The organism is Streptomyces ureilyticus (assembly GCF_011045025.1).
Classification (GTDB): domain Bacteria; phylum Actinomycetota; class Actinomycetes; order Streptomycetales; family Streptomycetaceae; genus Streptomyces; species Streptomyces ureilyticus.
In genome coordinates this window covers 1-16830 of record NZ_JAAKZX010000120.1, presented here as the reverse complement: position 1 = coordinate 16830, position 16830 = coordinate 1, and the positions used below count along the sequence as shown (strand labels likewise).

The window sequence follows — 16830 nt, the reverse complement described above, 5'->3', positions numbered from 1 at the left end:
CTTATCGCGCGGTGGAGGTGTAGGGCAGCAGCGCCATCTCACGGCTGTTCTTGACGGCCGTGGCGACGTCACGCTGGTGCTGCGTGCAGTTGCCAGTCACGCGGCGGGCACGGATCTTGCCACGGTCGGAAATGAACTTCCGCAGCATGTTCGTGTCCTTGTAGTCCACGTACGTGACCTTGTCCTTGCAGAAAGCGCAGACCTTCTTCTTCGGCTTGCGCACAGGCGGCTTCGCCATGGTGTATCTCCTGTGTGATCAAGAAGTGTGGGTGCGAACCCGCCCTTAGAAGGGGGGCTCGTCCGAGTAGCCGCCGCCGTTGCCGCCGGAGCCGCCGGAGCTTCCGCCCCAGCCGCCACCGCCGCCACCCTGCTGCTGGCCGCCGCCGGCCGGCGCACCGGTCGCCCAGGGGTCATTGGCCGGGGCTCCGCCCTGACCGCCCTGCTGACCACCGGGACCGCCGCCCCAGCCGCCACCGCCCTGCTGGCCGCCGAAGCCACCGCCACCCTGGCCGCCGCCACGACCGCCGGGGGTCTTGGTGACCTTGGCGGTGGCGTAGCGCAGCGAGGGGCCGATCTCGTCGACCTCGAGCTCCACGACCGTCCGCTTCTCGCCCTGCTGGGTTTCGTACGAACGCTGCCGCAGTCGTCCCTGGGCGACAACGCGCATACCGCGCGTCAGCGATTCGGCGACGTTCTCTGCGGCCTGGCGCCAGATCGACGCGCGGAGGAACAGCGCGTCGCCGTCCTTCCACTCGTTGGTCTGGCGGTCGAACGTCCGAGGAGTCGACGCGATCGTGAAGTTCGCGACAGCCGCGCCGGACGGGGTGAATCGCAGCTCGGGGTCGTCGGTCAGGTTTCCGACGACGGTGATGACGGTCTCGCCTGCCATGGGGGAACCTCTCGGCGGTTTTGCTGCGGGCTTGCTGCTACTCGAATCCCAAGTGCCGCTGAACTAGGAAGTTCAGTGCATCTCGGGGCGAAGGACCTTGGTCCGGAGGACCGACTCGTTCAGGTTCATCTGGCGGTCGAGCTCCTTGACGACCGCAGGCTCGGCCTGCAGGTCGATGACCGAGTAGATGCCCTCGGGCTTCTTCTTGATCTCGTACGCGAGACGACGACGGCCCCAGGTGTCGACCTTCTCCACCTTTCCGTTGCCCTCACGGACGACGGAGAGGAAGTTCTCGATCAGCGGGGAGACAGCGCGCTCCTCGAGATCGGGGTCGAGGATGACCATCACCTCGTAGTGACGCATGTGGAACCCACCTCCTTTGGACTCGGCGGCCACGGTCGTTCCGTGGCAGGAGGGTTGTTATGCGTACGCAACGGTATCGGCCACCACTGACAATCGGTCCCGCCACTCAGTGAACTGAGTGGGAGTCGCGTCATGGGCTGGGCAGACACCGGTGCAGACGGTACAGACTACCCGGACACCGGCTTCCGGTTGAAATCCGGGGGTGGGGGCCGCCAATCTGTACACATCGGGTGTGCATGGCGCTACGATGCGCCGCTTTCCGCAGGAGGTGCCCTATGGCACAGACATTGCGACCCAACATTGCCGGATCCCTGTTCGCCACCGATCACAAGCCCCACCCGCTCCAGGACACGCTGCTCGCCGTGACGCTGGTGCTCGGGGCGACGGCCTTCACCACGGGGCTGTTCGACGACCTCCATCTGGTCAGCTCATGGACAGGTCTGGTGGGAATCGTCACCGGGGCAAGCGGGCAGTTCGTCTCCGAGACGACACGGCAGCGCTTCGGGCTGGTGCTGGGTCTCGGTGCGGCAGGAGTCGGCTTCTTCCTCGGCATGGCACATGGCGGCCTTTTCGGCGGGGCCATCGGCTGAGCGGCTCCCCAGCGCGTGCGGACACGCGGCGGGACCACCGGCCCACGACCTTCCCAACACCCGGTCCGACAGCCGGATAACACCTGAAGACGCTCCGGCCGCGTATCGGTCGGGGCCCAGCTGCCGTACGGCCAGACGGGGCGCTCGCAGGGCGCAGTAGGCTTCGGCGCGAGAGCCGGAGCCCCTGTATCCATGGGGACACACCAGCCCGAGGAGCGCCCCGTATGAGCCTGACCCTGAGGACCATCAGTCGAGAGCAGCATCTGGCGTACATCCAGAGCCTGCCCTCGGCGAGCCACATGCAGGTCCCGGCCTGGGCAAACGTCAAGGCGGAGTGGCGCGCCGAGAATCTCGGATGGTTCGACGACAGGACGGGCGAGATGGTCGGGGCGGGCCTTGTGCTGTACCGGCAGCTGCCCAAGATCAAGCGCTACCTCGCCTATCTGCCCGAGGGCCCGGTCATCAACTGGTTCTCGCCAAATCTGACCGAGTGGCTGGATCCGATGCTCGCGCATCTCAAGCAGCAGGGTGCCTTCTCCGTGAAGATGGGCCCACCGGTCATCATCCGGCGCTGGGAGGCCGCTTCGATCAAGAAGGGCATCCAGGATCCGGACGTGAAGCGGCTGCGGGACATCGAGGCCGACTTCATCGAGCCGCGCGCCTTCGAGGTCGCCGACCGGCTGCGTCGCATGGGCTGGCAGCAGGGCGAGGACGGCGGTGCCGGCTTCGGCGACGTACAACCCCGCTATGTCTTCCAAGTGCCGCTGGCCAACCGGTCGTTGGAGGACGTCCACAAGGGCTTCAACCAACTGTGGCGGCGCAACATCAAGAAGGCCGAGAAGGCGGGCGTCGAGGTCGTCCAGGGCGGTTACCAGGACCTTGAGGAGTGGCAGCGCCTCTACGAGATCACGGCCGTACGCGACCACTTCCGGCCCCGCCCGCTCTCGTACTTCCAGCGCATGTGGACAGCCCTCAACAACGAGGACCCCAACCGCATGCGGCTCTACTTCGCCCGGCACAACGGTGTGAACCTGTCCGCCGCGACGATGCTGGTCGTGGGCGGGCACGTCTGGTACTCGTACGGCGCCTCGGACAACATCGGGCGTGAGGTCCGGCCCTCGAACGCAATGCAGTGGCGCATGCTGCGCGACGCCTACGCGCTCGGTGCCACGGTCTATGACCTGCGCGGCATCTCCGACTCGCTGGACGAGACCGACCACCTCTTCGGCCTCATCCAGTTCAAGGTGGGCACGGGAGGGCAGGCCGCCGAATACCTCGGCGAGTGGGATTTCCCGCTCAACAAGCTGCTCCACAAAGCGCTCGACATCTACATGTCGCGCCGCTGACGCATCAGAATTTGCCTTCATACCTCTGATACACCGCAGCCACGAGAAAGGTTCCAGGTCCGGCCATGGCGCTCACGCTCTACGTCGACACCGCACGCTGGCGGGCGCACCACAAGCAGGTGTCCGAGCAGTTCCCCGGACTCGTCCCTGTGTGCAAGGGCAATGGCTACGGCTTCGGCCATGAGCGGCTGGCGGACGAGGCCACGCGGCTGGGCTCGGACATCCTGGCCGTCGGCACGACCTACGAAGCCGCCCGGATCAAGGACTGGTTCGGTGGAGACCTGCTGGTGCTGACGCCGTTCCGGCGGGGCGAGGAACCCGTGCCGCTGCCCGATCGCGTGATCCGCTCCGTGTCGTCGATCGACGGCGTCTACGGCCTCGTGGGCGCGCGTGTCGTCATCGAGGTCATGTCCTCGATGAAGCGGCACGGTGTGAGCGAGCGCGACCTGCCCCAGCTTCACGCCGCCATAGAGAACGTAAGGCTGGAGGGCTTCGCGATCCACCTGCCACTGGACCGCACCGACGGCTCGGACGCCGTCGAGGAGGTCATCGGCTGGATGGACCGGCTGCGCGCGGCACGGCTGCCGCTGCACACCATGTTCGTGAGCCACCTGAAGGCCGAGGAACTCGCCCGGCTGCAGCAGCAGTTCCCGCAGACCCGCTTCCGCGCCCGCATCGGTACGCGGCTGTGGCTGGGGGACCACGAGGCGACCGAGTATCGCGGAGCCGTCCTGGACGTCACTCCCGTGGCCAAGGGCGACCGCTTCGGCTATCGCCAGCAGAAGGCCGCCTCTGACGGCTGGCTCGTGGTCGTGGCAGGCGGTACGTCGCACGGGGTGGGCCTGGAGGCCCCGAAGGCTCTGCACGGCGTCATGCCGCGCGCCAAGGGCGTCGCCCGGGCCGGCCTCGCCACGGTCAACCGGAACCTCTCGCCGTTCGTCTGGGGCGGCAAGCAGCGCTGGTTCGCGGAGCCTCCGCACATGCAGGTCTCGATCCTGTTCGTGCCGTCGGACGCCCCGGAACCGAAGGTCGGCGAGGAACTGGTGGCCCATCTGCGGCACACCACCACGCAGTTCGACCGGGTCGTCGAGCGCTGACCGCCCGAACCTCAGTGGAAAGGCCGTACACGGACCCCGTGTACGGCCTTCTGTGTGGCTTCCCTACGCCCTGTTCGCTCAGGGCGAACCGCTGCCCGCCGAGGGCCCCCGGTTGCCCCACTCCACGTGTGGCCCGTCGAAGTGCGCCACATGCTGCGGCGGATGGGCCGCGGCTCCCAGTACGAAGGTGTCCTCCGCGCCATCCAGTACCCCGCCGGTCGGGTCGTCGTCCCCGGCCCGGCGCACCACGTCCCGTTCCGGCATGAGGATGTCGCGTACGACGACGGCACACAGGTAGAGCGTCCCCAAAAGGTGGATGACGATGGCAACGTGATAGCCGTCGTTCGGCAGTCCCTTGTGGGCGTCGCCACTGGTCGTGTACGCGAGGTACATCCAGATCCCAAGGAAGTAGGCGACCTCGCACGCCTGCCAGATCAGGAAGTCCCGCCACTTGGGGCGGGCCAGCGCGGCGAGGGGGATCAGCCACAGCACGTACTGCGGTGAGTAGACCTTGTTGGTGAGGATGAAGGCCGCGATGATCAGAAAGGCGAGTTGGGCGAAGCGTGGCCTGCGCGGGGCGGTCAGCGCGAGTCCCGCCACCCCCAGGCAGGAGAGCAGCATCAGCACTAGGGCGAGCGTGTTGACGGTGTCTGTGGTGGGCGGGCTGTCCATGCGATGGGACAGGACGAGCCAGAACGAACCGAAGTCGACACCGCGTTCCTGGCTGAATGTGTAGAACTTCGACCAGCCCTCGGGGGCAAGGAGCATCACCGGGAGGTTCACGACCAGCCAGGCGCCTCCCGCGCCGCGTAGCGCGGTGCCGAACTCCCGCCACCTGCCCGCGCGCCAGCACAGCACGAGCAGCGGCCCGAGGATCAGGAAGGGATAGAGCTTGGCGGCGGTGGCAAGGCCCAAGAGAACGCCGAAGGCGAACGGGCGACTCCGCGCCCACATCAGCATCGCGGCGGCCGTCAGGGCGACGGCCAGCAGGTCCCAGTTGACGGTGGCGGTGAGCGCGAAGGCGGGTGCGAGGGCGACCAGCAGACCGTCCCAGGGACGCCGGCGGTGGGTTCGGGTGACGCAGACGGCGATGACCGCCGCACACACCATCAGCATCCCGCAGTTGACCATCCAGTAGACCTTGGCCTGGTCCTGGATACTGCCGCTGCCCGGTGTCAGCCAGGAGGCGACCTCCATGAACACGCCGGTCAGCACCGGGTATTCGAGGTACTCCATATCGCCACTGAGCTTGTCGAAGTAAGGCACGAGCCCCTCGGCGAAGCCGCGGCCCTGGTAGAGATGCGGGATGTCTGAGTAGCACGCGTGCGTGTACTGCGAGCTGGCCCCGAAGAACCAGGCGCCGTCGTAGCACGGCAGCTTCTGCACCATGCCGAGGGCGAACATGCCGATCGCGACAAGAACGATGACGCGGACAGGGGTCCACCAGGACGTGCCGGGCAGTGCGCGCCGTCCGATGGGGCCACCGATCAGCTCGCTGCCGGTTGCGGCGACCGCGTCCTCCTTGGTCGGCCGTACCGTCTCCGGCTCGTGCGAGCCCGCTCGCTTCGTCTCTGCACTGGGCATGCCGACCATCCTGCCGTACGTAGCTGAGAGTGTGCTGGATCATCGAGTCGCTGTGGCCGGTCGCATGGTTGAAGAACCTCGCCCCTTGTACAACGAGGGGAGCTACAACAAGGGCCGCCGCACCGTGTCGGTGCGGCGGCCCTTGTTTCACGTGAAACAGCGTGTTTCACGTGAAACACACACAGTGACGGCTACCCGGTGCCTCCTCCGAAGAGGCCTTCGTTGTCGTTACCGCCATTGTTGCCGGGAGGATCGGACTCCGTCGGCGAGGCACTCCCCCCTCCGTCGACTCCGCCGTTATCAGCACCACCGTTGTCCTGTCCGCCGGTGTTGTTGCACTCGAAGTCGAAGGGGTCGCAGGTATTACTCGGCGTGGGCGAGGGACTCGTCGTCGGCTCGCTGGGCGTCGGGCTCGGCGTCGAGTCCTCCTCCTCGGGCTCGGGCTCGGGGGCAGAGGGCGTGGGAGTCGGAACCGGGATGTCGTTGACGACCTCACCGATGGGTTCGGGCGTCGGGAACTCCTTCGCGGGCTTGCCCTTGAGCGCGTCCTCCATGTAGTCGTGCCAGATCTCGGCCGGGAACGAGGCGCCGTGGATCTTCTTCTCGCCACCCGTCCCGAACATCTCCAGGAACTTGCGGTTCTTGTTGCTCGCGTCGTCGTCCATTCGGTACATGGAGACCGCGGTCGAGAGTTGCGGGGTGTAGCCGACGAACCAGGCGGACTTGTTGCCGTCGGTGGTACCGGTCTTGCCCGCCACCTCACGGTCGTCGAGCGCCGCCGCGGTGCCGGTGCCGTCTTCCACGACGGTCTTCAGAACGTCGGTGACGTTGTCGGCGACCTGGGAAGTGAAGGCCGTTTCGGTCTTTGCGACGTCCGCGTGCCTGAATACCGTTCCGTCCTTGTCTTCGATCTCCTTGACCGAGTATGGATCGTTCTGCTCGCCGCTGGCCGCGAAGGTGGCGTACGCACCTGCCATACGGATCGCGCTGGGGTCGGATGTGCCGAGCGAGAAGGACGGGTAGTTCGCGCTGGCCAGACTGTCCTCCAGAACGCCCGCGCTGAGCGCTGCCTCCTTGACCTTGTCCAGTCCGACGTCCATACCGAGCTGCACGTAGGCGGAGTTCGCCGAGACCCTCATCGCCTCGCGGAGGTCGATCCGGTAGCTCGGGGCGTTGTAGGACTCATCGCCGTCGTTCCTCTGCAGCCATACCTTGCCCTTGTTGTCCTGCCAGACGTTGCCGTCGTAGTCCTCGATCTTGAGCTTGTTCTTGCCGCTGTAGAAGCTCTTGGGGGAGACCTTGGTCCGCTCGTCCTGTGCCTGGTCCTGCCCGAGGTCGGGGTTCCGCTTGCCCCACTGCATGGCGGATGCGAGCACGAACGGCTTGAACGTCGACCCGACCTGGGCGCCGGTCTGGTCGGCGTTGTTGGTGAAGTGCTTCGTCGCGTCCTCGCCACCATAGATGGCCTTGATCGCGCCGTCTTGCGGGTCCACGGAGGCTCCGCCGAACTGGACGTGCGTATCTGTCTTGGGTCGCTCGCCCGGCTTGATGTTCTCCTTCTGGACCTTCTTCACCGCGTCTTCGAGCTGGTTGACCATCTTCTTGTCGAAGGTCGTGTGGATCTCGTAGCCGCCGCGCTGGAGTTTCTCGGCGGTGACCCCGGTCTTGTCGCTGTTGTTGACGATGTACGCCTTGGCGAGGTCGACGAGATAGCCGGTCTGGCCGCTCAGCTGGGCATTCGACCGCGGGTTCTCGGTCTTGGGGAGCTCCCTGTACTTGTCTCGCTCCGATGCCGACAGGTGACCGTATTCGACCATCTTGTCGAGCGTGTCCTGCATCTGACTCAGGGCCCGCTTCTTGTTCGCGTCGGGCGTGGCGGCCGGGTCGATGGAGGTCGAACCCGCTGGGTCGTAGTAGGTGGCGCCCTTGAGGGTCGCCGACAGGAAGGCGCATTCGCCTGCGTTCAGCTTGACGGCGTCCTTGTTGAAGTAAGCGCGTGCCGCTGCCTGAATTCCGTAGGCGCCGCGACCGTAGTAGCCGGTGTTCAGGTAGCCCTCGAGGATCTTGTCCTTGGGTTCGGTGGCACCCACCTTCACAGAGACGAAGATCTCTTGGAACTTCCGCGAGATCGTCTGCGACTGGTCATCCAGCATCGCGTTCTTGACGTACTGCTGGGTGATCGTGGAACCGCCCTGCGTCTCGCCGCCCCGGGCCATGTTGAGTACGGCGCGGGTGATGCCCTTCGGGTCGATGCCGCTGTCGCCGTAGAAGGTCTTGTTCTCCTGGGAGATGACGGCGTTCTGCATCGCTTTGGGAATCTGCGAGAGGTTGATGATCTGGCGGTTCGTCTCACCACCTGTGGCGACCATCTCGGTGCCGTCAGACCAGTAGTAGACGTTGTTCTGCGCCGTCGCGGCCTCGGCGACGGTCGGAACGCTCACCATGGCGTACCCGATGCCCGCAATGGCCACCAGGCTGCCGAAGAAGCCGATGCACAGCCCGGAAACAAGCCTCCACGAGGGCACCCATCGCGCCGCACCGTACTTACCCGCGCGCGGGTAGTCGATGATCCGCTTCTTGGGCGGCTCGGCTCCACGGCCCCTGCCACGCCCGGGCCCGTTCGGCCCGCCGGGACCGCCTCGGCGGCCGCCGCCACCGTGGCCGCCACGTCCCGCGCCGTCGGCCGCTCTGCGCCGGCCACCGCCGCTCGTACTTCTCTGGGCAGCCCTTCGGGCCTCTGCACGGCCACCGTACGGCCGTTCCTCGCCTCCCGAGCCATAGGAGGCGGAAGGAGACCCGGTGGCGCTTCGCGGTGCCGCGCGGCGACCGGAGGACGAGCCGGTTTGGCCGCGTCGGGCCGCGGCACGTCCGCCGCCTTGCGGCTGCGGCGGTTTGCGACGGTGCTCGCTCATCGAACGGTTACTCCTCGGGCAGGCGCACCTTTGCGCGCCTGGAAACGGCGGCTGGTTTCCCGGTCCCCCCGAAGTACGGATGCGGTCGTTCTGTCATTCACCCGTACTGCACCGAGGACGAGGACGTCCCCAAACGTCACTTGGTTCCCGGTGATGTGCATGGCGCACAGACTACGCACCGGCAAAACCCACCGAGTGCCGAAGGTCACCCCAAAACAGGCAACTTGCTCCCACGAATCGGTGATGTGACGCCGTTCACCGTGCCCCCTCTTGTCGCATACGGATGGCCGTTCTATCGTGCTGATGTATCGAGTCGATACATCAGCTCGGCATAACGACCGTCACGGCAAGACTCTGCTGAGAGGAGGCGACCATGAGCCGGCGCTCCGGGATCCTCGAGTTCGCCGTACTCGGCTTGCTCCGCGAGTCCCCGATGCACGGCTATGAGCTGCGTAAACGGCTCAATACCTCACTGGGAGTGTTCCGTGCCTTCAGCTACGGGACGCTCTACCCCTGCCTCAAGACGCTGGTCGCGAACGGCTGGTTGATCGAGGAATCGGGGGGTGCCCGCAATGAAGCACCTGCCGCTCCACTCGCAGGGCGCCGCGCCAAGATCGTCTATCGGTTGACGGCGGAAGGTAAGGAGCACTTCGAGGAGCTGCTTTCGCAGACGGGTCCCGACGCGTACGAGGACGAGCACTTCGCCGCTCGCTTCGCCTTCTTCGGGCAGACGTCGCGGGATGTACGTATGCGGGTCCTCGAAGGCCGCCGCAGTCGTCTCGAGGAGCGCCTGGAGAAGATGCGCGCCTCCCTGGCACGCACCCGGGAGCGCCTCGACGACTACACCCTTGAGCTCCAGCGGCACGGGATGGAGTCCGTGGAGCGCGAAGTGCGCTGGCTGAACGAGCTCATCGAGAGCGAGCGGGCCGGACGGGACCAGCGGCGTCCCGCCTCGGACGGCTCCGCTCAGCAGGACAGCACATCTGGAGAGTCGGGCGGCCTGCCCCGGCACGGGGACACCCCCCGGCCGGATCCGTCCGACGACACCGACACGTGAAGTCCGCTCAGGACTTCACCGAGTACACACAGGGAGCAACCGGAATGGGTTCGGTTCGCGTAGCCATCGTCGGCGTGGGCAACTGCGCCGCCTCGCTGGTCCAGGGCGTCGAGTACTACAAGGACGCCGACCCGGCGGGCAAGGTGCCGGGTCTGATGCACGTCCAGTTCGGCGACTACCACGTCCGTGACATCGAGTTCGTGGCCGCCTTCGACGTCGACGCGAAGAAGGTCGGCCTCGACCTCGCGGACGCCATCGGTGCCAGCGAGAACAACACCATCAAGATCTGCGACGTCCCGAACTCCGGTGTGCCCGTGCAGCGCGGCCACACCCTGGACGGGCTCGGCAAGTACTACCGCGAGACCATCGAGGAGTCGGCCGAGGCTCCGGTCGACGTCGTCCAGGTCCTCAAGGACCAGCGGGTTGATGTCCTGGTCTGCTACCTCCCGGTGGGCTCCGAGGACGCGGCGAAGTTCTACGCCCAGTGCGCCATCGACGCCAAGGTCGGCTTCGTCAACGCCCTTCCGGTCTTCATCGCCGGCACGAAGGAGTGGGCGGACAAGTTCACCGAGGCCGGAGTCCCGATCGTGGGCGACGACATCAAGTCGCAGGTCGGCGCCACGATCACGCACCGCGTCATGGCGAAGCTGTTCGAGGACCGGGGCGTCGTCCTGGACCGCACGATGCAGCTGAACGTCGGCGGCAACATGGACTTCAAGAACATGCTCGAGCGGGACCGCCTGGAGTCGAAGAAGATCTCCAAGACCCAGGCCGTCACCTCCCAGATCCGCGACCGCGAGCTCGGCGCGGACAACGTCCACATCGGCCCGTCCGACTATGTGGCCTGGCTGGACGACCGCAAGTGGGCGTACGTCCGTCTCGAGGGCCGTGCTTTCGGTGATGTCCCGCTGAACCTGGAGTACAAGCTCGAGGTCTGGGACTCCCCGAACTCCGCGGGTGTCATCATCGACGCCCTGCGCGCCGCGAAGATCGCCAAGGACCGCGGCATCGGCGGTCCGATCCTCTCGGCATCGAGCTACTTCATGAAGTCCCCGCCGGTCCAGTACTTCGACGACGAGGCCAGGGAGAACGTCGAGAAGTTCATCAAGGGCGAGGTCGAGCGCTAAGCGCTTCGCTCAGAGGGAGGTTGAGGGTCTCCGGGTCTCACGCCCGGGGACCCTCCTCGTATGTGAGGCTGTGCCCCATGGCTGTCGTACGTGACCTGCGCGTACTCCTGCGCTTCCGGGACTTCCGGCGCCTGCTCGCCGTACGGCTACTGTCCCAGGGCGCCGACGGCGTCTACCAGGTCGCGCTCGCCACGTACGTCGTCTTCTCGCCGGAGCGGCAGACCTCGCCTGCCGCGATCGCCTCGGCGATGGCGGTGCTCCTCCTCCCGTACTCGCTCGTCGGCCCCTTCGCAGGCGTGCTGCTGGACCGCTGGCGACGTCGGCAGGTCTTTCTGTACGGGAACCTCCTGCGGGCGCTGCTGGCCTCCCTCACGACCGCGCTGATCGTGAGCGGTGTCCCGGACTGGCTCTTCTACGCCTCCGCGCTGAGCGTCACCGCGGTCAACCGCTTCGTCCTGGCGGGTCTTTCCGCCGCGCTGCCGCGTGTCGTCGACTCCGAGCGCCTGGTGATGGCCAACTCCCTGTCGCCCACGGCCGGGACGCTCGCCGCGACCGCGGGCGGCGGGATCGCCTTCGTCGTACGTCTCGTCATCTCGGACTCCGACGCCGCGGTCGTCCTCGTCGGAGCGGCGCTCTATCTGTGCGCGGCGCTCGCCTCTCTGCGCATGGCGCGAGAACTGCTGGGCCCCGACCAGGAGTTGGTGCAGCCGCATCTGAAGGCGGCCCTGGCGGGTACGGCACGTGACCTGGTGGCCGGTGTGCGCCATCTGGCCGAGCCCGCACGCCGCGAGGCCGCCTGGGCGCTGACCGCGATGACGCTGATGCGGTTCTGTTTCGGCGCGCTGACGGTCATGGTGCTCATGCTCTGCCGGTACGCCTGGTCATCCGGCTCGGACGACGACGGGCTCGCCCTTCTGGGCCTTGCCGTGGGGATCTCCGGGGCCGGCTTCTTCGTGGCGGCGGCGGTGACTCCGACGGCGGCCGGGAGGCTCGGGCCGGGAGGCTGGATCGTCGTCTGCGCCGGATCGGCCGCGGTCCTGGAACCCGCGCTCGGTCTGTCGTTCACCGAAATGCCCGTACTGGTCTCGGCCTTCGTCCTCGGCCTCACCACTCAGGGCGCGAAGATCGCCACCGACACTGTGGTCCAGTCATCCGTCGACGACGGCTTCCGCGGCCGGATCTTCTCCGTGTACGACGTGCTTTTCAACGTCGCCTTCGTCGGCGCCGCCGGGGTGGCCGCCCTGATGCTGCCCCCTGACGGCCGCTCAGTCCACCTGGTGGTCACGGTAGCCGTTGTCTACGCGTCAGTTGCTGCGTCTATGGCCCGCTTTGAACGGCTGTCACATCAGTGACACAGAGCGCCTCCGGGGCGTTGAGTACTCCGCCAAGTAGAAGCTCATCTGGCGCGCGAGGGCCGTTGTTTCACGTGAAACAACGGCCCTCGGCGTATCCGGATCCAGTCGGTGTCGGGCCATGTTTCACGTGAAACATGGCCCCGTTTCACGACTCAGTTCTGCGCGGCCCACCACTCCTTGAGTGCCGACACCGCCGCATCGTGCTCCATGGGCCCGTTCTCCAGGCGCAGCTCCAGCAGGAACTTGTACGCCTGGCCGATGGCTGGGCCGGGGCCGACGCCAAGGACCTCCATGATCTGGTTGCCGTCGAGGTCGGGCCGGATGGCGTCCAGCTCCTCCTGCTCCTGGAGTTGGGCGATGCGCTCCTCCAGGCCGTCGTACGCACGGGAGAGCGCCGCGGCCTTGCGCTTGTTCCGCGTGGTGCAGTCGGAGCGGGTCAGCTTGTGGAGGCGGTCGAGGAGCGGGCCGGCGTCCCGTACGTAGCGGCGGACCGCCGAGTCCGTCCACTCCCCGGTGCCGTAGCCGTGGAACCGCAGGTGCAACTCGACCAGTCGCGAGACGTCCTTCACGAGATCGTTGGAGTACTTGAGGGCCGTCATGCGCTTCTTGGTCATCTTGGCGCCCACCACCTCGTGATGGTGGAACGAGACCCGGCCGTCCTTCTCGAAGCGGCGCGTGCGCGGCTTGCCGATGTCATGCAGGAGCGCGGCAAGCCGGAGGGTGAGGTCGGGACCGTCCTCCTCCAGCTCCATCGCCTGCTCGAGCACGATCAGCGAGTGGTCGTAGACGTCTTTGTGTCGGTGGTGCTCGTCACGCTCCAGACGTAGCGCGGGCAGCTCGGGCAATACATGCGCGGCGAGCCCGGTGTCGACGAGCAGCGTCAGCCCCTTGCGCGGGTACGCGGAGAGGATCAGCTTGTTCAGCTCGTCCCGGACCCGCTCGGCGGAAACGATCTCGATGCGCTCGGCCATGCCCTTCATCGCGGCGACGACGTCCGGTGCCACTTCGAAGTCGAGTTGCGCGGCGAAGCGGGCGGCCCGCATCATCCGCAGCGGATCGTCGGAGAAGGACGCCTCGGGAGTGCCTGGGGTACGCAGGACGCGCTCTGCCAGGTCCCGCAGCCCGTCGTACGGGTCGATGAACTCCTTCTCCGGAAGGGCCACAGCCATCGCGTTGACCGTGAAGTCGCGGCGTACCAGGTCTTCCTCGATGGAGTCGCCGTACGACACCTCGGGCTTGCGCGAGTTCCGGTCGTACGCCTCCGAGCGGTACGTCGTCACCTCGATGTCGAAGCGCTGAACAGCGTCCCCGACACGGGCTTCCTTCTGCGCCCCTACCGTCCCGAAGGCGATCCCGACCTCCCACACGGCGTCCGCCCAGGGTCGCACGATCTTCAGTACGTCCTCGGGACGGGCGTCGGTCGTGAAGTCCAGGTCGTTTCCGAGCCTGCCCAGAAGGGCGTCCCGGACCGAGCCGCCGACCAGGGCGAGAGAGAACCCGGCCTCCTGGAAACGGCGGGCGAGATCGTCGGCGACGGGGGACACCCGCAGCAGTTCGCTCACCGCGCGGTGCTGCACCTGGCTCAGTGCATTGGGATTGTCTTCATTGGCGTTCGGCACAACAGAAAAGGGTACGTGGCGCGGGCGACGGTGAGCGCCTCCATTAAGCGTGCACACGTGCTTGCCCGTCCCTGGTGGGGCGCCTCCCTCAATACGCGCACAAAGGCGACAGTCCGGCCTGGTCCCCCGATCTTGTGGGGCGGACCGCGGCACTTCCCCTCAGCGCGCATCGTTACCATGCGTGGACGCACATTCCGACGACGACCGACGACGAAGGACGGACGAGCGCGTGGCCCAGGCGGCAGACTTCCAGGGGACGAGTGCCTCACCTGCCCGCCGGTGGCTTCGGCGCACCGGGGTACTGCTCGCCGGAGCGCCTCTGCTGGCCGGCCTTCTCCAGCTGCCCGCCTCGCCCTCCGCGGATGCCGTCGAGCGCACCGCCGTGGCCGACGCCACGGGTTCCAAGACGGTTGACGTCTCTCTGGACTCGCTCAGCCCGAGCGTTCCCTCGGACGGGGACACGTTCACTGTCTCGGGCCGGATCACGAACAAGGGCAAGCAGTCGGTCACGGACGCCCAAGTCGGTCTGCGCGTGGGACCGACGATGAACGGCCGTTCTTCGATCGACACGGCGGCGAAGAACAATCCGTATGCGGGCACCGAAGTCGGCGGCTCATTCGTGCAGGATTTCGCCAAGCTGGAGCCAGGTGTCCAGCAGAGCTTCAGCCTCTCCGTCCCCGTCGACGAGCTGGAGCTCGGCGCCGACGGCGTCTATCAGCTCGGGGTCACGCTCACCGGGGAGACCGCCGCCCAGCCGTACGAGCGGATTCTCGGTATCGAGCGGACCTTCCTGCCCTGGCAGCCTGACGCTGCGGAGACGAAGACCAGGACGACGTATCTCTGGCCCCTGATCTCCACCCCCCATATGACGGCCGAGACGGGTTCGAACGAGCAGCAGACTCCCGTCTTCAAGGACGACGACCTGGCCGCGGAGCTCGGGCCCGGCGGCCGTCTTCAGCAGCTCCTCACTCTCGGCAAAGAGCTGGACGTCACGTGGGTGATCGATCCGGACCTCCTGGCCTCTGTGGTCGCGATGACAAGCGGCTACGAGATCCAGACCAGCGCCGAAACCACCACGGCTGGCACCCACCAGGAAGTCGCCAAGCAGTGGCTCGCCGAGTTGGAAAAGGCGGTCGAGGGCAAGGAGGTCATTGCCCTCCCCTTCGCCGACCCGGATCTGGCGTCGCTGGCCCACAAGGGCACGAAGGTCGCAGGGTCGCTGAGCCACCTCAAGGACGCCACAGAAGTGGCCGCCACCACGGTGGAGTCGATCCTCCATGTGACGCCGAGCACGGACTACGCCTGGCCCGCGAACGGAGCGATCGACCCGTCGATCGTCAAGGTCGCCACCTCCGCCGGCGCCGACACGGTGATCTCCCGCAGCGACAGCCTGAAAGAGACCGGCGGCCTGTCGTACACCCCCAGTGCCGCCCGACCCATCGGTGGCGGCACCACGGCGGTGGTCGCCGACGCCCGACTATCGACGGCGTTCCAGGGCGACATGGCGGTGGCCGGCAACACCACGCTCGCCGTGCAGAAATTCCTCGCCCAGACCTTGATGATCACCCTGCAGCAGCCGGGCAGGCAGCGCAGCATCGTGGTCGCACCGCAGCGCATGCCGTCCGCCAGCCAGGCCCAGACAATGGCGCAGGCGCTCACGGCCCTCCAGGGCGGGAACTGGTCTCAGTCGGCGGAGCTGTCCGCGGCCACCGAAACCAAGCCCGATCCCGGCGCCACTACGCGGGTCCCCTCGGAGTACCCCCCTTCGCTGCGTAAGCAGGAGCTGCCGCCGGAAACCTTCGAGCGGATCGAGATCACGCAGCGGAAGCTCAACAAGTTCCGGGTGATCCTCACCCGCGAGTCCCGCGTCGTCACCCCCTTCGGGCGGGCCCTGAATCGGGCGATGTCCGCGTCCTGGCGCGGTCGCGAAGCTGAGGAGGTCGTGTACCGCAGCGGTGTGGAGACGTATATCGACGATCTCACCAAGCAGGTCGCACTGATCGAGAAGTCCGAGGCGAAGCTGTCGGGCCGCAGCGCCACGATCCCCATCACCGTGCAGAACAACCTTGTCCAGGGCGTCGACCATCTAGTGCTGCGCCTGACGTCGGAGCAGCCGTCGCGCCTGCGTATCGGTGAGCGTGCCTACAGGGAACAGCGGGTGGAGGTGTCGGGCGGGCACAGCGAGTCGGTGAAGTTCACCGCCAACGGCCGGGCCAACGGCCGGTACGCGGTGACTGCCCAGCTCTACACGGAGGACCGCCAGCCGTACGGCCGGCCCATCACGTTCGAGGTGAGCGTCACCGAGATCACCCCCACGGTGATGCTCGTCATCGCCGGCGGTGTCCTGCTGCTCGTACTCGCCGGGTTCCGGATGTACACCCAGCGCAAGCGCGCGGTCGCCCGGCAGGCTGGGCAGGGGCTGGACGACGGCGCTGAGGACGAAGCCGAGGATGGCCGTGAAGCGGCGTTCCCCTCGGAGTCGGGGACGGCATCCGATGCGGAATCCGGGTTGGCGTCGCCAGTGAAATCGGGGGCAGACGACCCGGAGCAGCCGAGTGACCCTTCACCGGACACCGCACCGGAAAGCACCGACCCGTCCGACACGGGTGAGAGAGTGGACCGTTGAGCGAAGTCGTGGCCGGTGGGCCCGGGGACGATGAGGTGGGGTAACCATGAACGCGCCGTACGACGGTGACCGCGGTCAGGGCGCGGGGGGCTCCGGCTACCCCGACGACCCGCCGCAGGGGCCGCCGGAGCCGGGCCAGGTGCCGCCACAGCCCCCCGCCGACGCGTATCTCCAGGACGCCTACGGACAGGATCCCTACGGGGTTCGGGATTCCGCCGCCCAGGATCCCGTTAGTGAGGCGCTGCACGACCGCGCCGCCCATCCC

At 67.0% G+C, this 16830-nt stretch carries 14 protein-coding genes; 8 read left to right on the top strand and 6 right to left on the bottom strand.

Annotation, left to right across the window (positions count from 1 at the left end; translation table 11 throughout):
• Position 1: 1 nt before the first annotated feature.
• The 3 genes from rpsR to rpsF all read right to left on the bottom strand — a co-directional run bounded on the left by rpsR (position 2) and on the right by rpsF (position 1252).
• Positions 2-238, bottom strand: coding sequence for a 30S ribosomal protein S18 (gene rpsR, locus G6048_RS30215; protein WP_003949403.1), 237 nt, complete (start codon positions 236-238; stop codon positions 2-4).
• 45 nt (positions 239-283) lie between these two features.
• Complete coding sequence (locus tag G6048_RS30210) at positions 284-889, bottom strand: single-stranded DNA-binding protein (protein ID WP_165342780.1); 606 nt, start codon at positions 887-889, stop codon at positions 284-286.
• A gap of 72 nt (positions 890-961) precedes the next feature.
• The gene (gene rpsF / locus G6048_RS30205) at positions 962-1252 is read right to left on the bottom strand and encodes a 30S ribosomal protein S6 (RefSeq protein WP_033321285.1); all 291 of its coding nucleotides are present in this window, start codon (positions 1250-1252) and stop codon (positions 962-964) included.
• Positions 1253-1527: 275 nt separating this feature from the next.
• Here rpsF and G6048_RS30200 point away from each other — a divergent pair, with 275 nt between their 5' ends.
• The 3 genes from G6048_RS30200 to G6048_RS30190 all read left to right on the top strand — a co-directional run bounded on the left by G6048_RS30200 (position 1528) and on the right by G6048_RS30190 (position 4285).
• Positions 1528-1842 carry a hypothetical protein gene (locus tag G6048_RS30200; protein ID WP_165342779.1) on the top strand — a complete coding sequence of 105 codons (315 nt, stop codon included), beginning with the start codon at positions 1528-1530 and terminating at the stop codon, positions 1840-1842.
• 224 nt (positions 1843-2066) lie between these two features.
• On the top strand, positions 2067-3188 hold the full coding sequence (gene femX / locus G6048_RS30195; RefSeq protein WP_165342778.1) for a peptidoglycan bridge formation glycyltransferase FemX: 1122 nt from the start codon (positions 2067-2069) through the stop codon (positions 3186-3188).
• 65 nt (positions 3189-3253) lie between these two features.
• A complete protein-coding gene (locus G6048_RS30190) occupies positions 3254-4285 on the top strand; it encodes an alanine racemase (protein ID WP_165342777.1) in 1032 nt (343 codons plus the stop codon).
• A gap of 78 nt (positions 4286-4363) precedes the next feature.
• On the opposite strand, the gene G6048_RS30185 is transcribed toward G6048_RS30190, so the two are convergent.
• Both G6048_RS30185 and G6048_RS30180 read right to left on the bottom strand, forming a co-directional pair.
• Positions 4364-5878 carry a glycosyltransferase family 87 protein gene (locus G6048_RS30185; RefSeq protein WP_165342776.1) on the bottom strand — a complete coding sequence of 505 codons (1515 nt, stop codon included), beginning with the start codon at positions 5876-5878 and terminating at the stop codon, positions 4364-4366.
• Positions 5879-6060: 182 nt separating this feature from the next.
• Entirely contained in the window at positions 6061-8781 is a 2721-nt protein-coding gene (locus tag G6048_RS30180; RefSeq protein WP_165342775.1) for a transglycosylase domain-containing protein, read from the bottom strand.
• A gap of 373 nt (positions 8782-9154) precedes the next feature.
• On the opposite strand from G6048_RS30180, the gene G6048_RS30175 reads away from it, so the two are divergent.
• The 3 genes from G6048_RS30175 (at position 9155) to G6048_RS30165 (ending at position 12317) form a co-directional block, all read left to right on the top strand.
• Positions 9155-9838, top strand: a complete 684-nt coding sequence (locus G6048_RS30175) for a PadR family transcriptional regulator (RefSeq protein ID WP_165342774.1) — start codon at positions 9155-9157, stop codon at positions 9836-9838.
• Between the two features lie 44 nt (positions 9839-9882).
• Positions 9883-10965 carry an inositol-3-phosphate synthase gene (locus tag G6048_RS30170; RefSeq protein WP_165342773.1) on the top strand — a complete coding sequence of 361 codons (1083 nt, stop codon included), beginning with the start codon at positions 9883-9885 and terminating at the stop codon, positions 10963-10965.
• Positions 10966-11042: 77 nt separating this feature from the next.
• A complete protein-coding gene (locus G6048_RS30165) occupies positions 11043-12317 on the top strand; it encodes an MFS transporter (RefSeq protein ID WP_165342772.1) in 1275 nt (424 codons plus the stop codon).
• Positions 12318-12472: 155 nt separating this feature from the next.
• On the opposite strand, the gene G6048_RS30160 is transcribed toward G6048_RS30165, so the two are convergent.
• On the bottom strand, positions 12473-13939 hold the full coding sequence (locus G6048_RS30160) for a CCA tRNA nucleotidyltransferase (RefSeq protein WP_165342771.1): 1467 nt from the start codon (positions 13937-13939) through the stop codon (positions 12473-12475).
• A 229-nt stretch (positions 13940-14168) separates the two neighbouring features.
• Between G6048_RS30160 and G6048_RS30155 the strand changes: the two genes are divergently transcribed.
• Positions 14169-16565, top strand: coding sequence for a DUF6049 family protein (locus G6048_RS30155; RefSeq protein ID WP_165342787.1), 2397 nt, complete (start codon positions 14169-14171; stop codon positions 16563-16565).
• A gap of 46 nt (positions 16566-16611) precedes the next feature.
• The coding region (locus G6048_RS30150) for a hypothetical protein (RefSeq protein WP_165342770.1) at positions 16612-16830 on the top strand (219 nt) is incomplete at its 3' end.